Origin of the sequence: Streptomyces sp. NPDC018031 (genome assembly GCF_044327625.1) — a bacterium.
GTDB lineage: Bacteria > Actinomycetota > Actinomycetes > Streptomycetales > Streptomycetaceae > Streptomyces.
In genome coordinates, this window is the sequence record NZ_JBIRFT010000021.1 from 83120 (window position 1) to 103188 (window position 20069).

18 protein-coding genes are annotated in these 20069 nt (G+C 70.2%); 11 read left to right on the forward strand and 7 right to left on the reverse strand.

Translation table 11 applies throughout. The features are described from left to right. Positions 1-227: 227 nt before the first annotated feature. The 3 genes from ACH4B3_RS30550 (at position 228) to ACH4B3_RS30560 (ending at position 2020) form a co-directional block, all read left to right on the forward strand. Positions 228-707 (forward strand): diadenosine tetraphosphate hydrolase, encoded by a 480-nt coding sequence (locus tag ACH4B3_RS30550; protein ID WP_398468338.1) that lies wholly within the window; start codon positions 228-230, stop codon positions 705-707. 243 nt (positions 708-950) lie between these two features. Continuing rightward, positions 951-1349, forward strand: coding sequence for a hypothetical protein (locus tag ACH4B3_RS30555; protein WP_398468340.1), 399 nt, complete (start codon positions 951-953; stop codon positions 1347-1349). Continuing rightward, positions 1346-2020, forward strand: coding sequence for a hypothetical protein (locus ACH4B3_RS30560; RefSeq protein WP_398468341.1), 675 nt, complete (start codon positions 1346-1348; stop codon positions 2018-2020). The genes ACH4B3_RS30555 and ACH4B3_RS30560 overlap by 4 nt, the downstream gene beginning before the upstream one ends. A 285-nt stretch (positions 2021-2305) precedes the next feature. Here ACH4B3_RS30560 and ACH4B3_RS30565 read toward each other — a convergent pair whose 3' ends face one another. Then, complete coding sequence (locus tag ACH4B3_RS30565; RefSeq protein ID WP_398468343.1) at positions 2306-2938, reverse strand: TetR/AcrR family transcriptional regulator; 633 nt, start codon at positions 2936-2938, stop codon at positions 2306-2308. A 148-nt stretch (positions 2939-3086) separates the two neighbouring features. Here ACH4B3_RS30565 and ACH4B3_RS30570 point away from each other — a divergent pair, with 148 nt between their 5' ends. The 3 genes from ACH4B3_RS30570 to ACH4B3_RS30580 all read left to right on the forward strand — a co-directional run bounded on the left by ACH4B3_RS30570 (position 3087) and on the right by ACH4B3_RS30580 (position 4516). Then, positions 3087-3821, forward strand: a complete 735-nt coding sequence (locus tag ACH4B3_RS30570) for an SDR family NAD(P)-dependent oxidoreductase (RefSeq protein WP_398468345.1) — start codon at positions 3087-3089, stop codon at positions 3819-3821. Positions 3822-4005: 184 nt separating this feature from the next. Beyond that, positions 4006-4320: a transposase gene (locus ACH4B3_RS30575; RefSeq protein WP_398468347.1), complete on the forward strand. Its 315-nt coding sequence runs from the start codon at positions 4006-4008 to the stop codon at positions 4318-4320. A 40-nt stretch (positions 4321-4360) separates the two neighbouring features. Beyond that, positions 4361-4516 (forward strand): transposase, encoded by a 156-nt coding sequence (locus ACH4B3_RS30580; protein ID WP_398468374.1) that lies wholly within the window; start codon positions 4361-4363, stop codon positions 4514-4516. 146 nt (positions 4517-4662) lie between these two features. On the opposite strand, the gene ACH4B3_RS30585 is transcribed toward ACH4B3_RS30580, so the two are convergent. From ACH4B3_RS30585 to ACH4B3_RS30600, 4 genes are all read right to left on the reverse strand, one after another. Continuing rightward, positions 4663-5688: an SGNH/GDSL hydrolase family protein gene (locus tag ACH4B3_RS30585; RefSeq protein ID WP_398468349.1), complete on the reverse strand. Its 1026-nt coding sequence runs from the start codon at positions 5686-5688 to the stop codon at positions 4663-4665. 449 nt (positions 5689-6137) lie between these two features. Beyond that, a protein-coding gene (locus ACH4B3_RS30590; protein ID WP_398468351.1) for an IS5 family transposase occupies positions 6138-7014 on the reverse strand; the annotation gives its coding sequence in 2 pieces (ribosomal slippage) (positions 6138-6720 and positions 6719-7014; 879 coding nt in all). Between the two features lie 42 nt (positions 7015-7056). After that, positions 7057-7926: a class I SAM-dependent methyltransferase gene (locus ACH4B3_RS30595; RefSeq protein ID WP_398468353.1), complete on the reverse strand. Its 870-nt coding sequence runs from the start codon at positions 7924-7926 to the stop codon at positions 7057-7059. Then, positions 7923-8975, reverse strand: coding sequence for a saccharopine dehydrogenase family protein (locus ACH4B3_RS30600; RefSeq protein WP_398468355.1), 1053 nt, complete (start codon positions 8973-8975; stop codon positions 7923-7925). Before ACH4B3_RS30600 ends, ACH4B3_RS30595 begins: the two co-directional genes overlap by 4 nt. Before the next feature lie 64 nt (positions 8976-9039). Between ACH4B3_RS30600 and ACH4B3_RS30605 the strand changes: the two genes are divergently transcribed. Continuing rightward, positions 9040-9666, forward strand: a complete 627-nt coding sequence (locus tag ACH4B3_RS30605; protein ID WP_398468357.1) for a TetR/AcrR family transcriptional regulator — start codon at positions 9040-9042, stop codon at positions 9664-9666. 385 nt (positions 9667-10051) lie between these two features. Here ACH4B3_RS30605 and ACH4B3_RS30610 read toward each other — a convergent pair whose 3' ends face one another. Continuing rightward, a complete protein-coding gene (locus ACH4B3_RS30610; RefSeq protein WP_398468359.1) occupies positions 10052-10957 on the reverse strand; it encodes an NADP-dependent oxidoreductase in 906 nt (301 codons plus the stop codon). A 663-nt stretch (positions 10958-11620) separates the two neighbouring features. Further along, positions 11621-12037 carry a hypothetical protein gene (locus ACH4B3_RS30615; RefSeq protein ID WP_398468360.1) on the reverse strand — a complete coding sequence of 139 codons (417 nt, stop codon included), beginning with the start codon at positions 12035-12037 and terminating at the stop codon, positions 11621-11623. An 824-nt stretch (positions 12038-12861) separates the two neighbouring features. Between ACH4B3_RS30615 and ACH4B3_RS30620 the strand changes: the two genes are divergently transcribed. The 4 genes from ACH4B3_RS30620 to ACH4B3_RS30635 form a co-directional block, all read left to right on the forward strand. Further along, positions 12862-16632, forward strand: coding sequence for an AAA family ATPase (locus tag ACH4B3_RS30620; RefSeq protein ID WP_398468362.1), 3771 nt, complete (start codon positions 12862-12864; stop codon positions 16630-16632). 325 nt (positions 16633-16957) lie between these two features. Further along, positions 16958-17827: a hypothetical protein gene (locus ACH4B3_RS30625; protein WP_398468364.1), complete on the forward strand. Its 870-nt coding sequence runs from the start codon at positions 16958-16960 to the stop codon at positions 17825-17827. Positions 17828-18850: 1023 nt separating this feature from the next. After that, entirely contained in the window at positions 18851-19381 is a 531-nt protein-coding gene (locus tag ACH4B3_RS30630) for a GNAT family N-acetyltransferase (protein ID WP_398468366.1), read from the forward strand. A 433-nt stretch (positions 19382-19814) separates the two neighbouring features. Next, the coding region (locus ACH4B3_RS30635; protein ID WP_398468368.1) for a transposase family protein at positions 19815-20069 on the forward strand (255 nt) is incomplete at its 3' end.

Consider the following 20069-nt stretch of genomic DNA (forward strand, 5'->3'; position numbering starts at 1 on the left):
TGAGCCGACCGTCCGGCGAGATCCAGCCAGCTTCAGCGGCACGCAGCGTGGTCCGAGCAAGCCTCTCTGTCCAGCCGCGATGGCCCTCACCACCGACACGGTAGTGAAGCTTCACGGGACGAGGATGACGCAGGAGACGTCGACGAGGCCGACGTCATCGAGGCGGCGCACAATCGCCTCATGCAGACGGCCCCAGACGCAGGCCCACCGGAATGTAGGTTCTGGCCATGACTGGTGACTGGCGGATGGACCGGATCGGGACGGCGTTGAGGGGCGAGAACCCGACTGTGCTGCGACGGTTGACGGCGGGTTTCGCGGTGATCGGGGACGTTCAGTTCCTGCCGGGCTATTCGGTTCTGCTCGTGGACGAGCCGGATGTGCAGCGGCTGTCGGACCTGCCGAGGGCCAAGCGGCTGTCGTTCCTGTCTGACATGGACCAGCTTGGTGAAGCGGTCGAGCGTGTCTGTCGGCGGCTGGACCCAGCCTTCCGGCGGGTCAACCTGGAGATCCTGGGGAACACGGACCCGTTCTTGCATGTGCATGTCTGGCCGCGGTTCGCGTGGGAGCCAGCCGATGTGGTGGGTGCCCCGGTGTGGCTCCATCCGCGTGAGCGGTGGAGTGACGAGCAGTCCAGGCTCGGTCCGCAGCATGACGCGCTGCGGGAAGCGATCAGCAGTGAACTGGACCGGCTGCGGTCGGTGGCCTGACGCTTCGGGCCCACTGACCGCCGGGTCGGCGGGCCCGGTGATGCGGCCAAGATGACGGTGTCGGCGCGGGTGGCTGGCAGTGGCTGGGTCACGCTGCACGTCCCTGCCACTGCCGTGGTTCACCGCCGTACCAGGATGTGCAGAAGGGTCGCCACGGCGGTGGCGACCATGACGATGGGGGCGACATCCGGGTGCTGGTAGGCGACGTGGTCGGCGCCGATCCCAGCGCCGAGGATGACGACTGTGCGCGCGTCTCACGCCGCGCCCTCCTGGAACAAGACGGTGAAGTGCGAAGCCAAGGACGAACAGGACAGGAAGATCCCGACGCGAACCGGTAATTCCGAACTCGGGTGGAACCACTTTTCCGGGAAGCACAACATCAAGAAGTGCAAGGTTGTTAACAACGTCATTAAGGACAACAAGCCAGACCCTCGCGAAAGCGATGGCAACGGCAGGCTCGTATACAAAACCAAGCCTCTACAAGCCCGGAAAGGCACCGTGCAGTTCAAGGTAATAGCCCAATACTCACGCAAGATCAAGGATGGAGAGTACGACGCAGGTAGGAGGAATAAAATCGGCGTCATCACCGCATTCTGTGAGAGGGTGCCCAGGAGCGAGTGCCCCAACTGGGTGAACGAGTGATACTTGCGCATGAAGACGTTGCGGATCAGCAGGCGGCCATCGCCCGCCTCCTGATCCACCACATCCACGCTCCGCTTATTGGCGGCCAGTACATCCGGGGCATCCTTCCGGTGCCGCCGCCTGCCGCCGCCATCCGAGTCGTCACCGGTATCGATTCCGCCCATACACCTGAGGGTCTGGTCGCCTACGAAATCCCTCTCGGACAGGAGGACGATCTGCTCACCGCAGGGCGTGTCACCGGCATCCTCCGCACTCTGCTCACCGGCACGCAGACCTATCCCATCGGCAGCACCAGCAGCATGATGGGCATGGCTCTCGTCCATGTGGACCCCGAGACGTTGGATGTGTCCGCTCCTACGCAGGACGACAAGGCACTCAGAATCCTGCGCAGCTTCGCGCAGCCGTTGACCGATGAGGATCCGGACCCACGCCTACGTGGATTCCTCTTCCTGGAACAGGACCGGTTGCGTCTTTACCTGGACTCCGAGAGGCAGCTGCTCTACCCGGACTCCAAGAGAGCCCCTGGCGTGGTCGCGGCAGATGTGCGACCGTCCGGCGCCATCACTGCTGTTGTCGCCGCCCTGCCATCCCTGCTCACAGAGAAAGAGCGCACGAAGCAGGACAATACTGATCCGCACTGTTCCGTCGTGGTCGACCTCACCGACTGGTGAGCCAACTCGAACGATCACACAGTTCAGGTGACCGGCCGGCAGACCTACCGCCGACGCAACACCACCGAACGCCGCCTCAACCAGCGGAGGCTGGTCGGCGGCCTCTTCTCCGGGCGCTGCCGCTGAAATTGATCAAGACCGTCGCCGGCCCTCGACGCACCTAAAGAGGTCGTCTCACGTGGTTGTGGCTGAGCACTTCAGTTGGCCGCTCCGGTGCTCAACGCCGGGCCGCTTCGGCGCTCCTGGTTGCGGTGTCGAGTACTTCCAGGGCGACGTCCGCGCCTGCTACGACGTGCCGGCGAGCCTGCCCATCACTTCGTACATCTGCGGCGGGGTCAGCGGGGCGACGGAAAGCGGTTCTTGCGCTGGTTCCGTGCTCAGTCCGGTGAGCAGGAAGGCGACTTGGCGGCGCCAGGCATCGGGCGCGGTGTCCGCGACCGCGCGAGCGAGGAGAGCGTTGGTGCCGAAGAAGAGCATGAGGTCTTCGCCGGTGAAGTCCGGGCGGACAGCGCCGGCGAGCTGGGCTCGCTCGATGATCCGTGTGGCGGCGTCCTTCGTCTGGCTGCAGATGGCCATCAGGCACTCGGCGGCGGGAAAGCGTCCGCTGACGACGTCGGCGACTGCGGGGTCGGTGGCCTGCAGTTCACAGACCCTCTCGATGTAGTACGCGAACCCCTTCCCGGCCTCCTCGAAGGACAGGGCGTGTTCGGCGGCTTCGCCGAGGCGGTCTGCGGCCAGCCCTGCCACGACTTCGTCGATGAGTGCCTCGCGGGTGCCGAAGAGGTTGTAGAGCGTGCCGTGGCTGACTCCGGCCCGGCGGGCGATCTCCTTGAGGGGCACCTTGAGGCCGCGCTCCTGGAAGAGTTCGGCGGCGGCTGCCCGCAGTTTCTCCGCGTTCCGTTGCGCGTCGGCCCGCATCAGGTCGTTCCTCCTGGTTCCGGCGCTGCGGCCACCCTGGCCGCATTCCCCCTCAGACTAACTTGACCCCCGGGTCAAGCCGCGTGCTACCGTCGGCGAACAAGTTGACCCAGGGGTCAAGAACACTGTCGTGGCAAGGGGTAGTCCTATGTCCAAAGTGATCGCCGTCTTCGGTGCCGGTACCGGTCTGGGGGTGTCCGTCGCCCGCCGCTTCGGGCGCGAAGGCTTCCGGGTCGCCCTGGTGGCCCGCCGCAAGGACCGGCTGGACGCCCTCGTCGAGGTGCTCGCCGGTGAAGGCATCGAAGCGGTCGCATTCCCCGCCGATCTTTCCCAGCCGGCCGGGGTGCCCGCCCTCGTCGAGGCGATCCATGACCGCTTCGGCCGGATCGACGTGGTCGAGTATGGGCCGATCAGCCGCGACCAGGGCTTCACCCCCGCCGCCGAGCTGGACGCGGCCACCCTGGAGGGCCTGACCCCGCTGCTGCTGCTCACCCCGGTCGAGGTGGTCCGGGCCGTGCTGCCGGAGTGGACCGAGCGCGGCGAGGGCACCTTCCTGCTGGCTCAGGGCTACTCGGCGGCGCAGCCCATGCCCCACCTCAGCGGCCTGGGACCGGTGATGGCCGCCACGCGCAATTACCTGTACTCCCTCAACGCCGAGCTGGCGGACAAGGGGATCTACGCCGGTGCTCTGACCATCGCGTCCCTGATCGCCCGCAGTGAGGTGTCCGCCGCGGCCCAGGCCGCCTTCGAGTCGGCCGACGGCCCGCATTTCCCGGTCGCCGACCCGGACGACCTCGCGGAGCTCTGCTGGGACATGCACGCCAAGCGCGACCGCGTCGAGCAGTTCCACCCCGAGTCGCCGACTCTGCATGCCCCCGCGTAGTACCTGCGACCCCGAGCAGGGAGCCCCGGAGCAAGTGCCTGCCAGGCGGCCAATGCGACTTCGCGGAACACGGCCTCACCATGCCAAAGCAATCCATACCCCGAGGCCAACCATGAAGCTCAAGGTGGCCAACTGGAGCGCTCAGTCACAGTGGTGTGGGTTCGGTCCGGCATGATGTCACGTCATGGGTGTTGACCTGTCACAGAGGTTGGTTCCTGACGAACTCTGGTCGCTCGTCACGCCGTTGCTGCCGCCGTTTACCTCGCGTCCGCAGGGAGGCGGGACGGCTCCGGTGGATGAGCGGGCTGTGTTCACGGCTGTGGTGCACGTGCTGACCAGCGGATGTGCCTGGCGACACCTGCCGGAGACGTTCGGGTCTCGCCGGCGACTGCGCATCGCCGGTTCTCTGCGTGGACCGAGGACGGGATGTGGAGGCGGCTGCACCGGGGTGTCCTGGACGAATTGGGGGCGCGCGGTGAGGTCGACTGGACCTCGGTGATCGTGGACGCGGCCTCGGTCCGCGCGAAAAAGGGGGATCGCTGACCGGTCGCAATCCGGTCGACCGGGGCAAGAGGGGCAGTAAATTCCACGTCCTGTCCGACGCACAGGGCTTGCCCCTGGCCCTGAGTGTCTCCGGCGCGAACGTCCACGACAGCCCGGCACTCCTGCCGTTGGTCCTAGGCCGTGTTTTATGAGGTGGATCATTGGCTGTGGCCGGGTGCGCCACGCTGCGGGAGGGTCAGGCCGGGGCGATTGCCCTGGAGTGCGCCGGGTGACGAAGCCCCAGGCCGTTGTTGGGTCCTGGGGCTTCGTTCACAGTGAAGGGCGGTTGTGCCGCTGGTCAGCGGTTGAGGACTTCTTCGATCTTGGCGGCCACGTGCTGGGCCTGGAGGTCGCGGCCCTTCTCGTTGGGGTGTCCGTACCAGGGGAGGGGCTGGCCGACTTCGAGCTTGGAGTTCTCCAGCAGGCCGCCGATGCCGCGGTCGGCGCCGTCGCACGCCGTGTTGGTGCCGGTCTGGGCGTAGAGGTCCACGAAGTCGGCGCCGTCATCGGCGGCGGCCTTCTTCATGACGTCGTTCAGCCGCTTCTGAACCTGGTCCAGGACCGGCAGGGCGTCCTGGGGGATGTCGGCGAAAGGCAGTTCCGTCTGTCCCGGGGCCGCGGTCGAGCACTTGGTGGTGTCCTGGGGGACGAGCCGGGGGTAGCCGACGAGGACACGCTCGGCGTCCGGCGCGCGGTAGCTCATGCGCAGGAGCATTTCCTCCAGGTCCCCTCCGACTCGCTCGAACTGGTAGTCCAGCCATTCCTTTCCGTCTCCCGACTCGAAGAAGGTCTTGCACTCGGCCGCCGGCGACTCCGGGTCCACCGGCGAGCCGGGCAGCAGCGCCCCCTCGTCGCCCCGGAGCTTGGCGGAGCACTGCTTGATGACGCTGGTGAAGCCCACCGTGTTGCCGCCCACACCGCCCACAACCAGCTGGGTGTCCTCCTTCAGCGCGTCCTGCTGCGCCGGGACCTTTCCGATGCCGCCGAAGAGCTCCTGCTCCTTCCAGAAGTGTTCGACGAGCGCGCCTCCGCAGGAGATGTCGGACTGGACGTCGAAGGTGATGCCGTTGTCGGCCAGGCGCTTGGTGGCGACGGCGGGGTAGTTCTGCGTTGCCTGGAAGCAGAAGAGCTTCTCGTTGTCCTGGTTGTTGACGGGGGCGATGCCGTAGTTGGCGGTGTAGGAGTCGCCGAAGAAGACGGTCTTCACCGGGTCCGCGGGTGCCGCCCCGGCGGCTGCCGTCGGGCCGACGAGCGCCAGGAAGCTGCCCAGCGCGACGGCTGCGACGGCCAGCCGCCGCGCCGTGGGAGTGGTCGTCTTACGCATGGCCGAAGACATGGCTGTGCCTTTCGTCGGGTTCCGCGGGAAGAGGGAAACGAACAAACGCTGTAACCCTGCGTATTCATTCATAAGCGGATCGTGATGTGCCAGTGACGGTGAGGCGCAACCGGGCGATCTTGGCCAGCTTCTTCGTGCCGGCTCCTCCACACCTGCTCAGCCGGGGTGCCCGAGGCGAAGGGGTCGCCGGGATCGAGAACGATCGCGACCCGAACGAGGAAGAGCGGGGCGGCCTCAGGGCGAGCCGGGCGGCAAGCCCGCCCCCGGCAAGGCGACGGACCTCGACTCGCCGCCGCAGGTGTCGCGCGCGTGAGCGGCCATCGCAGACACGTCCAGGCAAGGACGTGGTTGTGCGTGTCGAACCGGCCAGAACTCCGCCCGCGCCGGGGCGCAGGCCGTCTCACCCTGAGGGCCGGATAGGGAGAGGCGCGGGAACCTCACAGCCATTGCTGGATCGCCGCTACACGGACGACCGCCTCGAAGCGAACCGCGAGCTTGTCGTAGCGCGTCGCCACCGCGCGATGCTTCTTGAGGCGACTGATCCCGCACTCGACGGCGTGGCGGGCCTTGTAGTCCTGGGAGTCGAAGGCGGGTGGGCGGCCACCTGCGCGGCCATGACGCTTGCGGTTGCGGACCTGATCGGCCGGTTCCGGGATGGTGCACCCGATCCCCCGTTTGCGCAGGTAGGCACGGTTCGCGCGAGAGGAGTACGCCTTGTCGCCCCGCACCCGCAGTGGGCGGGTCCTCGGCCGGCCCCGACGGGGCCTGGGCACCCGGATCGCGTTCAGAACCGGCTCGAACTGCGGACTGTCACCCCGCTGCCCGGCGGTGACCAGCAAAGACAGGGGCTTTTGGCCCTCGCACGCCAGATGGATCTTCATGGTGAACCCGCCCCGCGACCTCCCCAGACCGTGGTCGTCCGGCTCGATGGTGATCCCACCAGGTGGTTCCTTCTGCCCGGCGCCGTCCCGGCGGGCACCGGCTGCATGCTGATGCGCCCGGCAGATGGTGGAGTCGATTCACCTCCCAGATGATCAACCCGTCCGCATCGGCTCTGGCCTGCAACAACGTCAGCAGCCGGGCCCACACTCCCCGCTGCTGCCATCGCCGGAACAGGCCGTACACCGTTTGCCATGGCCCGTACTCACGCGGCAGATCACGCCACGGAGCACCGGTTCGCACCCGCCACCGCACGCCGTCCACGACCCGCCGCCGGCCTGGCGACCTGCGGCTCACCCCTGCCGCAGGCAACAACGCCTCCAGCACCGACCACTGCTCATCGGAAAGATCCCCACGCCCCACCCCTGTGATCATTCCGGTGCAGGACGACAGTCAGAAGACGAACTCAAAACACGGCTAGCCAGGGCCGGGCAGCGTCTGTTTCGTTATTCCGCTGCCCGGCTCCTGGCTAGGGCGACGGGCTACTCGCCCGAGGAGCAGCAGGTAGGGGGCGTGCAGGAGGAGGCTGCCGTCGGTGGCGCGGTTGTGCGTGTGGAAGAGGTCGGTGAGGGCGGTGCGGGCGCGATCCCAGCGTCCGGCCGCCTCCAGGGCTGTGCGGTGCTCACGCAGTGGTCCGGGTTTGTTCTGGAAGACACTGACGGCGTGTGCCACCGAGGTGTAACCGACGCGGACGTGTTCGACCTCGGTCCGCACCGCCACGGGGAGGGGTGCGAACCAGGTGCGGACGTGGCCCGGGTCGCCCCATCGCGTCGGCGGCGACGGCGTGTCCGTCGGGTGGTCGAGGTGCCGCAGGACCGTTGGGGCGATCCGGCCCATGACTCCGTCGGGCGTCCAGGAGGCGATCGCCAGCAGCCCTCCGGGGCGGCAGACCCGGACCAGTTCGGCGGCGGCCCGGCCGGGCTCGGGGGCGAACATCACACCGAAGGTGGACAACACGAGGTCGAAGCTGTCTGCCGCGAACGGCAGGGCCAGCGCGTCCCCGGCGACGAACCGGGCCGTCTCCGCGAGCCCGCCCGCTCGACGCGCGCGGTCCGAGGCGATGTGCAGCAGCCCTGGCTCCCGGTCCAGGCCAACGACGCGGGCCCCGGCCCGCGCTGCGGCGAGGGCGGCCGGTCCGGAGCCGGTGCCCACGTCGAGGACCCGGGGCGCGGGCGGGTCTGGTGAGCTGTCCAGTTCGGCCAGGGCGGAGGCAGTCACGTCGTCCGCGGCGTGGGCCCAGGCGTCGCCGGCCGCGGTGTAGTCGCCGCCCTGCCAGCCGCCGCTCACCGCCCGGTCCGCCCTTCGTAGCGCAGGAACGTGACGTCATGTGAGGTCAGGACTTCCGGCAGCGCGGATAGGGCGGACACCTGTTCGATGTGGTGGACGCCGGGCGGCAGGGCTCCGCCGAGGAGTTCGCGCGTGGCGTGCGCGGCCACCAGACCGGTGACGCGGCTCTGTTCGCGGCCGGTGACGGCGTAGGCCGCGTGCCGGTCGCCGTTTCGGGCGTCCACGCGTACCGCGAAGCCGTCCTCGCCGAGGTGGACACGACCGCAGACGTCGGCGATCACCCTCCCGGCACCGGGCCTGCGGGCCATGCGCAGCAGCCCGGAGCGTCGTAGCGCGAAGAGCGCGGCGGTCAGCGGCCGGGAGTCCAGGCACAACCGGGTGGTGACCTGGGGGACGCCGAGGGTGCGGGCCAGGGTGAACTGGTCGGAGAAGGGGAAGGGGTACGCGGTTCTGGTGCCGTATCCCGGCAGTTCGGTCCGCCAAGGGCGTGCCTGTACCGGTTCGCCGAGGGCGGCGATGGTCCAGCGCAAGGCGTCGGCGCCATGGCGTTCGCCGGTGCCGAACAGCAGTGTCAGGTCCAGGCGTTCCGCACCATCGACGGCCTGATGGGCCCGGTGGGCGAGCAGGTTGGTCAGGCCCGGCGCGACTCCCACGCTGAGCAGTGCCGTGGCTTGGCCCTCCGTGGCCAGGTCGTCCAGTTCCTCCGTGGCGTCGAGCAGCCGCCTGGTGGCGCCGATGTCGACCACGTGGATGCCGCGGTCCAGGCACATCCGCGTGACGCCCGCGTCCGGGGGTTCCACGCACAGCACCACCGCGGCGACGTCGCCCACATCGTCCAGCGTCTTCCGGAAGCCACCGAGGTCGGTGACGTCGATCCGCACGCCGCCGATCCGGCGGGCCTTGGCTTCGTCACGCCCGCCGGGGATTACCCGGCCGGGGAACCAGGCGCCGAGTGTCGCCGCCACGGTCGCGCCGACGGCGCCGTAGCCGCCCACGACGAGGATCCGCCCAGCGATGCGTCCGGCTGCACCCGATTTCACTGTAGTCATACTCCAGTGAACTACACTGTAGTATCACTACAGTCAAATCCGTGCCGCGAGCAGAGGAGCCCGTGTGCCCGAGCCCGTCACCCGCGCCGAGAAGGCCCGCCGTACCCGGCAGAGGATGCTCGACGCCGCGTCCCGGCTCTTCGCCGAACGCGGGTGGGCCCGTACGACCGTCGGGGACATCGCCGGCACTGCCGAGGTCGGCGTGCAGACCGTGTACTTCACCTTCGGCAACAAGCGCGCCCTACTGAAGGAACTCCTGGACACCGCGATCGCGGGAGACCCGGACCCGGTCGCCACGCTCGACCGCCCCTGGGCCCGCGCGGTCCTCGCCGAACCCGAGCCGTCCGCCCAGCTCGCTCTCCAGGCCGCCGGAGCCCGCCGCATCCTGGAGCGTGCCGCTCCCGTCCTGCGCGTCGTACGGGACGCCGCCTCCGCCGACCCGGAGCTCGCCGAGCTGTGGCGGATCAACCAACAACAGCGGCACACCGTGCAACTGCGGTTCACGCAAGCCCTGACAGCCAAGGCCGGCGGCCGGCTGCGGGACGGGCACGACGCGGCGTCCGCCGCCGATGTCGCCCTGACCGTGCTCGGCCCCGAGACCTATGACCTCCTGGTGACCGACCGCGGCTGGCCGCCCGCCCGCTGGGAACGCTGGGCCACGGACGCACTCGTACGCCAACTCCTGCCGTAGCCCCCTCCGGGGCGGTTACGGGCCAGACTGCTCCACGGCATCCGGTCCCGCCGAGGAGCCCTCACGTCCGCCGCGCTGGCGCCGGTGCCCGACCACCACAGCCAGAACCGGCATGTTCACCCGCCGCACGGCAGCCGCTCCACGACCAGGCGGATGACGGTGCCCTCGATGATAGGCAGCGGTCCGTTGTGCTCGTCGGCTGATCCGGTCCGTGTGCGGCTGTGGGCTGATCACCGTCGCACTCTTGCGCGGCCTGGCCATGCGAACAGACAGGCTCGCAGTCGCCTACCAAGCCGCACTCCACCTCGCCGCCCTTCTCATCTGGGTTCGGCGACAGCTCACCGGCCCTCCGGCCGGCGCGAGCGCCGGAGGGCCAGGGCACGGCTCAGAAGGTCACGACGATCTTTCCGACCAAGCCGCCACCAAGGAAGCGTTCGTGTGCGGCGTGGATCTCGTGGAGACCGAAAACAGAGTGCGTACGCAGCTGCAAGGAACCGCAGTCGACGAGTTTGGTCAGCTCGCTCAGCCCCGTACCGTCCTCACGCACTTGGTTGACGGTGGTACGGACTCCGCGTGAGGACAGGTCAGGGACCGGACCGGCCTGAGTGGCGATCGACGCGTACCGGCCGCCGTCCGCCACGGCCTCGGTCAGGAAAGCCCCGAAGGTGTCGAAGACCGCGTCGTAACCGCGGTCTTCGAAACCCTCACGGTCGCTGGTGACGAAGTCGGCACCGTGGTCACGGGCGAAGGCGATCTGCGCGTCCCGTGAGACCAGAGCATCGACTCTGACGCCTCGTGCGCGAGCTATCTGCAGCGCCAACCCGCGGACCGCGCCAGCGGCACCGGCAATCAGCAGCCGCTGGCCAGCAGATACCGCGAGCCAGTCCAGTGTCTGCAAGGCCGTCAGGCCGGGAAGAGGCAACGTGGCAGCTTCCACCAGGCTGACCGCCTGCGGTGCGGCGGCCACTGCCTGCGCCGGAAGCGCGACCAGATCGGCCCAGGTTCCGCGGCCGGAGCTGAGCTGGTGCGACATCGCGATGACACGCTCCCCCGTGCCAAGTCCACTGTCTCCTCCGTCGACCACGGTGCCGGCCAGGTCCCACCCGAGCCTCATCGGCAGCGGTGGCGTCCCCTCACCAATGGCTCCCTCCCGCGTCTTGTCGTCGACGGGATTGATGCTGGTCGCAACGGTCCGGATCAGAACCTCCCCAGGCCCCAGCTCAGGCTGGGGAACCTCGACGAGGTCGAGGACGTCGGGTGTGCCGAAGCGATCGATCTGTATGGCGCGCACGGAGAGCCCTTCACACGACTACTGCTGACGCGTGGTGCAACCCGCGTGATGATCACGAGATTCCCACCCCCTGACGGCCCCGTGTGGTCTCGGAACCGCGGCCCACACCCGCCGCCTGACCAGCCGAGCCACATCGGTTCAGTCCTCACGGCGGCACAGGCACCAGGGGCAGGCCCAGGACGGGTACGGTGCGAGATCAGCGGCAGCAGGCCGTCACGCCCCTGGGCCGCACCCAGCCGTCCTGGGAGACCCGGTGCCAGGCCACCGTTGTCGAGCGCTCCGAGCAGGTCGATGACCGGCGACGCCGGGCGGTTTCGGCGAACGCCGTCCCGCTGTCGATCCCACCATGTACGAGCACGGCCAGCACTCGGAGTCCGTGATCACCTGGGCTGCGATCACGCTCATGCCCAGGCGAACCACCCGCCGAAGCTCCCGCAGAAGCGGGCAACCGGCATCTCGCGAAGCGCACCGGGGCTGATCCAGTCGGCAGTGGCGGTCACCACCGCCACCCAGAGGCCACCCGATCCGGGGCCTGGCCGCATTCCTCTCATCACTACTCTCCTCAGCGGCGGCGGAACATGCAGATCAGGTTGGCGACGTCGGCATGACTGCCGGGCGCGGCCGTCATGTGCGTGAGGAACCAGCCCGCCGCTTCGATCGCGGCTATCTGGGAACCTGTGCCCCCTCCTCCGAGGAACGGCTGTGCCGAAACGACTCCGTGACCTTGTACACGAACACCTGCCGGCCTTGGCGGTAAGCAGCTCTTGTCCGAGCTCCGCTCTGCCCGGTCACGTGGAGGGATCGCCGAGTTGACTGCCCGGGCGAAGGGGTGGCCGCCTCCGCACTGCCGGAGCGGAGCGCGTAGACCGTGCCGGCGGCGGGGGAGGACGAGGTGAGCACGATCTCGGTGTCACGGTCCCTCGGGCCCTTGACCCGTACGGTTTCGATGGCCTGAAGCGGTATGCGCAGCCGGGTACCCGCCCAGTCCAGCAGCACCGCTTCGCTACGGAAGCGTGCCGTGGCCCTACGGCCGTACAGCACCGGCTCGGGGACGGCGGGCGGCTCCAGTCGGTTGCTCACCGGAGCACCGTAGGACACCGGACGGGCCCTGGACCTGGGCCGTTGACGGCGCGCGGACACCCCTGGCGGCGGGCGGACGGGCAACGAGGGCCGCCCTGGGCCATGGGCGGACGGCGGACCCAAGGCCCGGCCCCCTGGCGGCGGGCAGGGCGCGAACCGACCGGCCCGCCGGTGGAGTAAGCCCACCGCGCCGGCGCGCCTCCGTCCTGGTTGGATCTGAGAGGCCGATGTCGCGCTGGTCCTCCAGCGACCAGCAACGTACGTGCCGCAACCGCCCATCGCGCCTCGCCGTGCCCCCGTTCGGTCACCGACTTCGTCTGCCTAGGCCAGTGTGCCCCGGCCTGCTGACGTCCGCAGCGTGGTCTAGGAGTGCCAGGTGCCGCCGATCCGCGAGAAGCGGCCGCTGACTGCGGCGGGGCGGTGACCCTTTCCAGTGGACCTCGGTGGCCCGGGGTGTCCGGCGCCACCCCTGAGCAGCCCGCCGGAGCGGGCCGGGAGCCCGGCCACCGGCCCGTCACACGGGCGGCTTCCCGCCGCGTCCGGGGCGTGACCACTCGCTCCCGCATGACGGGGCGCGCAGGGCGTCCGGCAGGTGACCACGCATCCGGTACGGCGCCACCGGCCCGGGGTGCCCGGTGCTGGCAAGCGGAATCCGGGGGCCGCCGGCGGGCCGCTCCCGCGATCGGCTCGACCACAACCGTGCGCGCCACTTGCGATGCTGACTGTTGGTCACCACCCGTTCTCTGATAGTTGTTTCAGCGGGGTACGGGCGCAGGCCCGTAGCGGCGTTCCCGGGCGCGCCGCAGGGAGGGACGCACGGAGACATGGGCACCACCACGCATGACGAGGTCATCGCCACCGAGCAGAAGGCCGTGGACCACGCCTACCGCTGCTATGAGGGGCGGCTGGCCGAGATGAACGCGGCGTCGGCGGCCACCGCTTCGGCCAGTGGCAAGGACGGCATAGCGAACCGGAAGGAGGCGGAGGCGCGCGCCGCGGCATATGGCGGGCTCGGCGACGAGGCGCTGGTCTTTGCCCGGGTCGACGCGCCGGAGGAGCCGGGTGCCCGGCCCCGCCCCTGGTACGTCGGCCGGCGGGTGGTGCACGACGCCGACAAGGAGCTGGTGGTCCTGCCCTGGACCAGCCCGCTGGCCAAGCGGTGGTCCGAGGCGCTGCCGGAGGCGCCGGGGGAGGTGGTCCTGCGGCGGCAGCTGCGCTGTGTGCGGCGGATCGTGGAGGGGTACTTCGACGAGATCGCCGCGGCGAGCCCTGCCGCCCCGGCCCCGGTGGCTGTTCCGGCCCCGGTCCCGGGTCCCCGCCGGGCCCCGGGGGACACCCCCGAAGACACTGGGGAGACCGGAGGCGCCGGGGAAGCCGAGGACGCCCCGGGCTCCGAGGCCCCCCGCGAGACCGGGGAGGCAGGGGAGCCCGGAGCGGCGGGGGACAGCGGCGTCGGCGTACCGCCGGACACCTCCGCCGGGCCCGCCGGCACCCCGCGGCCCGCCCCGGCCCGGCGCGGCGAGCACCGGCCGGACCGCACCCCCGGGGACGTCGCCCGCGCCCAGCGCCGCAAGCCGCTCCCGCCGGACGACTTCCTCCTGCGTGAACTCCAGCGCTCCCGCAGCGGCCGGATGCGGGATATCGTCGAGACCATCCGCCGCGACCAGATGGACCTGGTCACCGGCTCGCCGTCCGACATCCTGGTGGTGCAGGGCGGCCCGGGCACGGGCAAGTCGGCGGTCGGCCTGCACCGGGTGACCTGGCTGGTCGGCAACGAGCACTTCGCGGCACAGGACATCCTGGTCATCGGCCCACACCAGCGGTTCCTCGACTACGTCGGCCAGGTCCTGCCCACCCTCGGCACACGGGACGTCAACGCCGTCCAGCTCGCCCGGCTGTGGGACGGCGAGATCCGCGGCACCGACACCCCCGGGGCGGCGCGGCGGGTGAAGTCCGACGAGCGGATGGCGGCGGTACTGCGGCGCCGCGTCGAGCACGAGTGCCGGCCGGAGGCGCTGGACGACCTGACCACAGCCCCCTCCTTCGAGGGGGACGAGCCCGCCGTCGTGGTCACCGCCGGCAGCACCACGCTCCGCGTGCCACGCGCGGAGGTGCTCGCCCTCCTCGACCGTGCCCGCGCCGGCGAAGGCCCCTACCGGCAGCGGCGCGACCACTTCCGCAGCCTGTTCGTGGACCGCCTGCTCCAGGAGCTCGCCGCCGTCGCCCCGCGCCGCGGCCAGGGCGGCGCCATCCGCCGTGACCTGGAGCGCAACCGCCGGGTCGAGCGGCTGGTGGAGCGCGTCTGGCCCTCGCCCGGTGCCCGGGAGGCCCTGCGCACCCTCTACGACTCCCCAGAGCTGCTGCGGACCTGCGCGGACGGCCTTTTGGACGACGAGGAGCAGGCAGCGCTGCACCGGCCCCGGGCGGCCACCGCGGACGCCGACCCATGGACGCTGGAGGACCACGTCTGCCTGGAGGAGCTGCGCTTCCTCATCTCCGGGGAGATACCCCGGCGCTACGGGCACATCGTGATCGACGAGGCGCAGGACCTCACCCCCATGCAGGCCCGCGCGCTGCGGCGGCGCTGCGCCGCCGGCGGTTCCATGACCGTCCTCGGCGACCTCGCCCAGGCGACCGGCCCGCACACCCCCGCCGACTGGGACCGGCTCGGCGCGCTGCTGTCGGACCACGGGGACTGGCGGGTCGCCGAGCTGAACACCAGCTACCGGGTGCCGGCCGAGATCATGGAGTTCGTCGCGCCGCTGGCCCGGGCCGTCGCCCCGGCCCTGCCCCGGCCGCGGGCGGTACGGGCGGCCGGCCCGGAGGCCGTACGGGTCCTGGCGTCCGAACCGTGGAAGCTCCTCGACGACATCGTCACCCAGGTGACCCGTCTGGTGGGCACCAGTGACGGGCGCACCCTGCGCTCGGTGGCCGTCCTGGTACCCGACGACTCGGAGTGGATCACGGAGATCAGCCGGCTGCTGGACGGTGCCGAGGTCACCGGCCCGCGCCGGGAGACCGTCTCGGTGCTGCCCGCCGCCCAGGCCAAGGGCATGGAGTACGACCACGTCCTGGTGGTCGAACCCACGACCCTCGCGGACCGGGGGCCGGTCGGGCTGCGCCAGCTCTACATCGCGCTGACCCGCAGCACCCAGACCCTGACCGTGCTGCACACCGCGCCGCTCCCGGCGGCCTTGACCGAGCGTGCCGCCGAGCCGCCCGCCCCGGAAGGCGCACCGGTCCCCGGCGACGGGACGGGACCGGACGCGGCCCCGGGGCCGGACGGCGGGTTCGGCCGGGCGCCCGGGGCCGCGCCGGACGGCGGCCCGGAGATCGGCACCGACATCCGGGTACGGGTCCTCGGCCCCGGCCCGGGCGGCCGATACAAGGTGAAGGCGCTCGCCCCCACCATCGACCGCCCGCTGGTCCTCACCGTCCGGCACGGCTCCACGCCGCCGCGCCCGGGCGAGGAGCTGGACTGCTGGGTCTTCGCCAACGAGACCGGTCACAGCGTGCTCACCGCCGACCAGCGCGGCCGGCGGCCCATCTCGCCCGCCATGGCCGAACGCTACGTGGCGGCGCTCGGCGTGCTCGACGAGATCGTCAACGGGGACGGGGAGATCCCGGGGGACACCCGTGCCCGGCTCTCCGAGCTCCAGGGCATGGCCAACCGCGTCCTGCGCCGGGACCAGGCGGACTGGGTGGACGTACGGCGGGTGCTCGGCTCCCCCGACCGGCACCGGGTGGGCGTCCTGCGCACCCTCGCGGCGGGCGTGCACCGCGCCCTGAAGGACCACACGCTGGACATCCCCGCCGTCCGGCAAGAACTGGCCGAGTCCGGCTGGGCCGATGCCCTGCCGGCGGCGCGGGAGGTGCTCCTCGCCCGTCTGGCCGCCGTGCCGGCCCGGCAGCCGGCTCCCGAGCCGGACAGGCAGGACGGGCCGGACACGGGCCCGGGCGCCCCGGCAGACCCGGCCACCGGCCCGGCGCCGGAGGCCCCGGCCCGGGACGGCACCGTGACCTTGGCCCCCGACTCCGCAGTCGCGCCGGCTCGCGACGACGAGCGCGCCCTGACCGCCTCTCGGCCCGCACGGCGGGAGCACCAGTCCGAACAGAAGGAAACCGAGCCCGTGACCACTGTCGAGGAAGACCCCGTCGCACCCGCCCCGACCGCCGAGGACGGTTTCCTCCGCGCGCTGGAGAACTCGGCGTCCGCCGATCGAACCTGCAAGAAGCACGAGGCGGTGCGCCACGCCCTGAAGTCCGCCCTGCTGTGGGCGGACATCGAGCCGTCCGACTCCCCGGTGGTGGACGTCAGCTGCGTCACCGACCGGGGCGTGCGCCTGTACGAGGTGCTGGGCGCCGGCCACTCCACCTACCGGCATCTCCGGTCGGGGGCGACCCGCCTGCTCGAGATCGACCACACCCTCCCGACCCGGGCCGCCGTCCGCTATCTGGTGCTGTGCGAACCGCCCGCCGAGGACTGGTCGGCCGACACCACCCGCGATGTCTTCGGCGTGCATGTCCTGTGGCGCACCCCCGAGGGCTGGGGCGGCCAGGAGGCCGGGAACGCGCTGGGCTCCGCCGGGGCATGAGACGAGGCGGGGGTGGGCCCCCGCGCCCGAGGGCCCACCCCGGCAGAACGCCCGCCCGCAGCCACACGGGCGGCAAGATCGCCCCACCGCGCACTGGCCGGCCAGCTACAACGCCCCCACGGCACACGCCATGTCCGTGGAAGGGTGCGGGAGGGGATGAAGCGTGGGAGCGCGTGGCGGAGCCAGCGGATCAGGCCGACGGAGTGGACACTGTTCTGGTGAGTCGAGCAGTGCCGCCGACTGTCCGAGAACGTGCTCGCAGCCGGTTATCACTAGCTCAGGCCATCCGACTTGCGTTGCTTCCGGGGTGCGCCAGGCTCGCAGTATGGACACGATCCCATTTGAGCCGACTGTTCGTCGCGCCGAGGGCACTCAACGGCTGTCTGCCCGCCATCTGGAAGAAATCAGCCGGTTGATCGACGCTCGGGCACAGTCTGTGGCAGAGCTTCCTTTGCGGAGGATCAAAGAGGAGTCGAGAGCGCTCGCTCCTCTCGCCAAACTGGTTCAACAGGATGCGGAAGCTGCGACGGCAGTCAACAACCTTCAAGCACTGAGCCTGGACAAGAGGTCTGCGGCCGTGGGTGGAACTCACGTCTCCATGGATCTCAGGGAGGCGGTGCATCCGGCAAGGCCCGGCCTCAACATCTTCGGCCCGCCATACGACTGGGAGGTCCTCCAGCCCACGCAAGGGACGGCCGCCACGGCGTCTAGTGACAAGGCCTCCGGGAAGTTCGCGATGTGGCACGGGTACGGAGGAAGCATCGAGGGCTACCGCATCGCAACGGCGGGCGTGAGTACGGCGCTGCGGGCTGAGAAGGGTGGGTTTGCTCGCATCGCGCCTTCACTGAATTACCACTATGAGTGGTCGCTGAGATGTTTCTTTGGACTTTCAGCCTTCACTGAGGGCTGGTGCGAAATGATCGTCCAGGATGGGTCCGGATCGGTGCTGCCTCAAGGACGGCGGACTGTAAAGCTGTGGAACCACACGTCTGAGACGAGTGCCGACGGCGAAGGTGGCGATCTGATCTACACGCCTGATATCGAGACAACAGTTGCCTTGGCCGAAGGTCAGATCTTCCACGTGACACTGACAGGCACAGCTGTCGTGGTCGATTCGGGGCCAGAGACGTTCGGTTACTCCCATGCAACTGCCCTGATGCGGAACATCGGCATTTATTTCACCGTGACGCTCTGATGCCCCCTCCCACGTACGACACGGGCCAGCAGCAACCGGAGGATTTGCGTTGTTTCGGTGACTTAGTTCCATTCCAGTTGATGCCTGGAACCGTACATGCGCAATGTGCCTGAATAGCTCGGAGCGTAAGGCGCGTCACTCGCCTCCAACCGCACGTCCCCACGGACCCGAGCAGTCGTGCGGGGAGGGCATCCCGGCCGCCCGTACTGACTCCGGCCCAGCGCTCAGCAGCGCACTTGGTCCTCGCCGGACAACGCAGCCATGCTGGCGGACTCGAGCGCGGGGACGACAGTTGGCGACATCACGGTCCGGCCCTGCCCCCCGAGCGACCCCCGCGGGCGCGGGGACGACCCGCTGGGCGCAGCCGGGTGCCGAAGAGGTCTGTACGCAGGTCCTGGACTGCCAGTCCCTCGCCCGCGGCCAGCACGGTGCGGGCGACGCTGCTGGTGATCCCTTCGCGGTTGTTCTGGAAGTCCGAGAGGAAGTCGGGGGAGTATTCGTGCAGGTGGGAGCGGAGTATGTTGCCGGCCTGGGTGCGGTCCCAGACCGAGTCCTGCTGGGCGCGGGCCAGGACGGCGACCGCTTGGGCAAGCTCGCTGTGGCCAGGCAGCGGCCGATGGGCGCCGCTTCGGCCATCCGGCTGGGAGCGGCCACCGGAACCGCCCTCGCCGGCCCCGCGGGCGGCCACTTTGCCTTGCCCCTGCTGGCCGCCGCCGCGTGCATCCTCCTGCTGGCCCTTCCCTCACCCCACCCCTGCCACACGCCCCTGACCAGCAGCCCGGCACCCGCCCCACGACCAAAGGTCGTACGCGTATTGACTGGAAACCTTCGGATTCGGCCCCCCTGCGGGCCGCGCCCCTGATTACGGCTCGGTCCGCGATTGATGATGGTGTAGCTCCATCTCGGGGGCAGCTGATCTGGGATGTCGCGAGGGCCGTTGACCAGCCCGGGGCGTTGTGATGGGCGGTGCTGGGTCGGGATATTCGCTGGGCGCTGCTTGCTGGTGGTGGTCATACTGCCGCGATGGATCCAGTGACGCTTGAGACCGACCGGCTGGTGCTGCGGGCCTTCACACCTGCCGACGTGGATGCGGTGTACGAAGCCTGCCAGGACGAGGACATCCAGTCCTACACCCCGGTGCCGGTGCCGTACCGGCGTGCCGACGCGGAGAGGCTCGTCGGCGAGAAGCTGCCCGCTCATTGGGCCGAGGACAGGGACTACACCCTCGGCGCCTTCCGCAAGGACACCGGCGCCCTGGTCGGCTCGTACTGCCTGACCCTCATCAGCCGCGGCGTCTGGGAGCTCGGTTACTGGGCGGTCAAGGAACAGCGCGGACGCGGGTACTCGGTGGAGGCCGCTCGGGCCCTGTGCGACTGGGGCTGGACCACCCTCGACGTCCACCGCATCGAGTGGTGGGCCATGGTCGGGAACACCGGCTCGCGTGCCGTCGCCGAGACACTCGGTTTCACCGTCGAAGGGACACTGCGCAATCGCGGCATCGCCAACGACGGCAAGCCACACGACTGGTGGGTGGGCGGACTGCTGAGGCCCTGATGCCCGGGCCGGTGCTTGGCCAGCTACGTTTGCTCTTCTGCGGCTACGGTCGGCCACGGGAGCGGGTCGGACCGCGGGGCGGCTGCCACCCCTGCAGGCGAGCGCTGCCATTACGGCAGTCCTGCTGGGGCTACGGGCCAGGACGGGGGCGCGGTCCCGGGGGGCAGTGACGGCGGACCGGGCGGCAGCCGTCATGGCCGCAGCATGGGTGGTAAGCCCGCCCGGTGGCGCAGGGGGCCGCGCGGGGCGCGGGCGGCACCACGGGAAGGGAACGCACCGTCGGCCTGGTTGTGATCCATGGCGCGCGTGGTGCGGTCGCACACCGGGCATTCCCGGCGGCAGACCGCGCACAGGTGATCGGAAGGGTGGGGGAGGGCCAGCACCCGGTGCTAAAGGGTGTTGCATAAGGCTTGGTGGTGGGCATTTTGCTTGTATGGGTGGGGTGTTGCGGGCTGAGCCGGTGTGGGTGGAGACGTTCACGGGCTTGCGGATGGACCGGTTCGCGAGGCTGGTGAAGGTGGTGCGGGAGCGGGGCGGGAACGGGCCCGGTGGTGGCCGGCCGTGGTGCCTGCCGCTGGGGGACCGGGTTCTGCTGGTGGCGGTGTACTACCGCACGAACCTCACGATGCGGCAGCTCGCCCCGCTGTTCGGGATCTCGTCGGCGACGGTCTGCCGGGTCATCCAGCGC

Bases quoted from the DNA above. Each gene is read 5' to 3' on its own strand.
- ACH4B3_RS30570 (WP_398468345.1), top strand. From the start codon at position 3,087: ATGTCCAAAGTGATCGCCGTCTTCGGTGCCGGTACCGGTCTGGGGGTG.
- ACH4B3_RS30585 (WP_398468349.1), bottom strand. From the start codon at position 5,688: ATGCGTAAGACGACCACTCCCACGGCGCGGCGGCTGGCCGTCGCAGCC.
- ACH4B3_RS30550 (WP_398468338.1), top strand. From the start codon at position 228: ATGACTGGTGACTGGCGGATGGACCGGATCGGGACGGCGTTGAGGGGC.
- ACH4B3_RS30565 (WP_398468343.1), bottom strand. From the start codon at position 2,938: ATGCGGGCCGACGCGCAACGGAACGCGGAGAAACTGCGGGCAGCCGCC.
- ACH4B3_RS30625 (WP_398468364.1), top strand. From the start codon at position 16,958: ATGGACACGATCCCATTTGAGCCGACTGTTCGTCGCGCCGAGGGCACT.
- ACH4B3_RS30600 (WP_398468355.1), bottom strand. From the start codon at position 8,975: ATGACTACAGTGAAATCGGGTGCAGCCGGACGCATCGCTGGGCGGATC.
- ACH4B3_RS30620 (WP_398468362.1), top strand. From the start codon at position 12,862: ATGGGCACCACCACGCATGACGAGGTCATCGCCACCGAGCAGAAGGCC.
- ACH4B3_RS30575 (WP_398468347.1), top strand. From the start codon at position 4,006: ATGGGTGTTGACCTGTCACAGAGGTTGGTTCCTGACGAACTCTGGTCG.
- ACH4B3_RS30630 (WP_398468366.1), top strand. From the start codon at position 18,851: ATGGATCCAGTGACGCTTGAGACCGACCGGCTGGTGCTGCGGGCCTTC.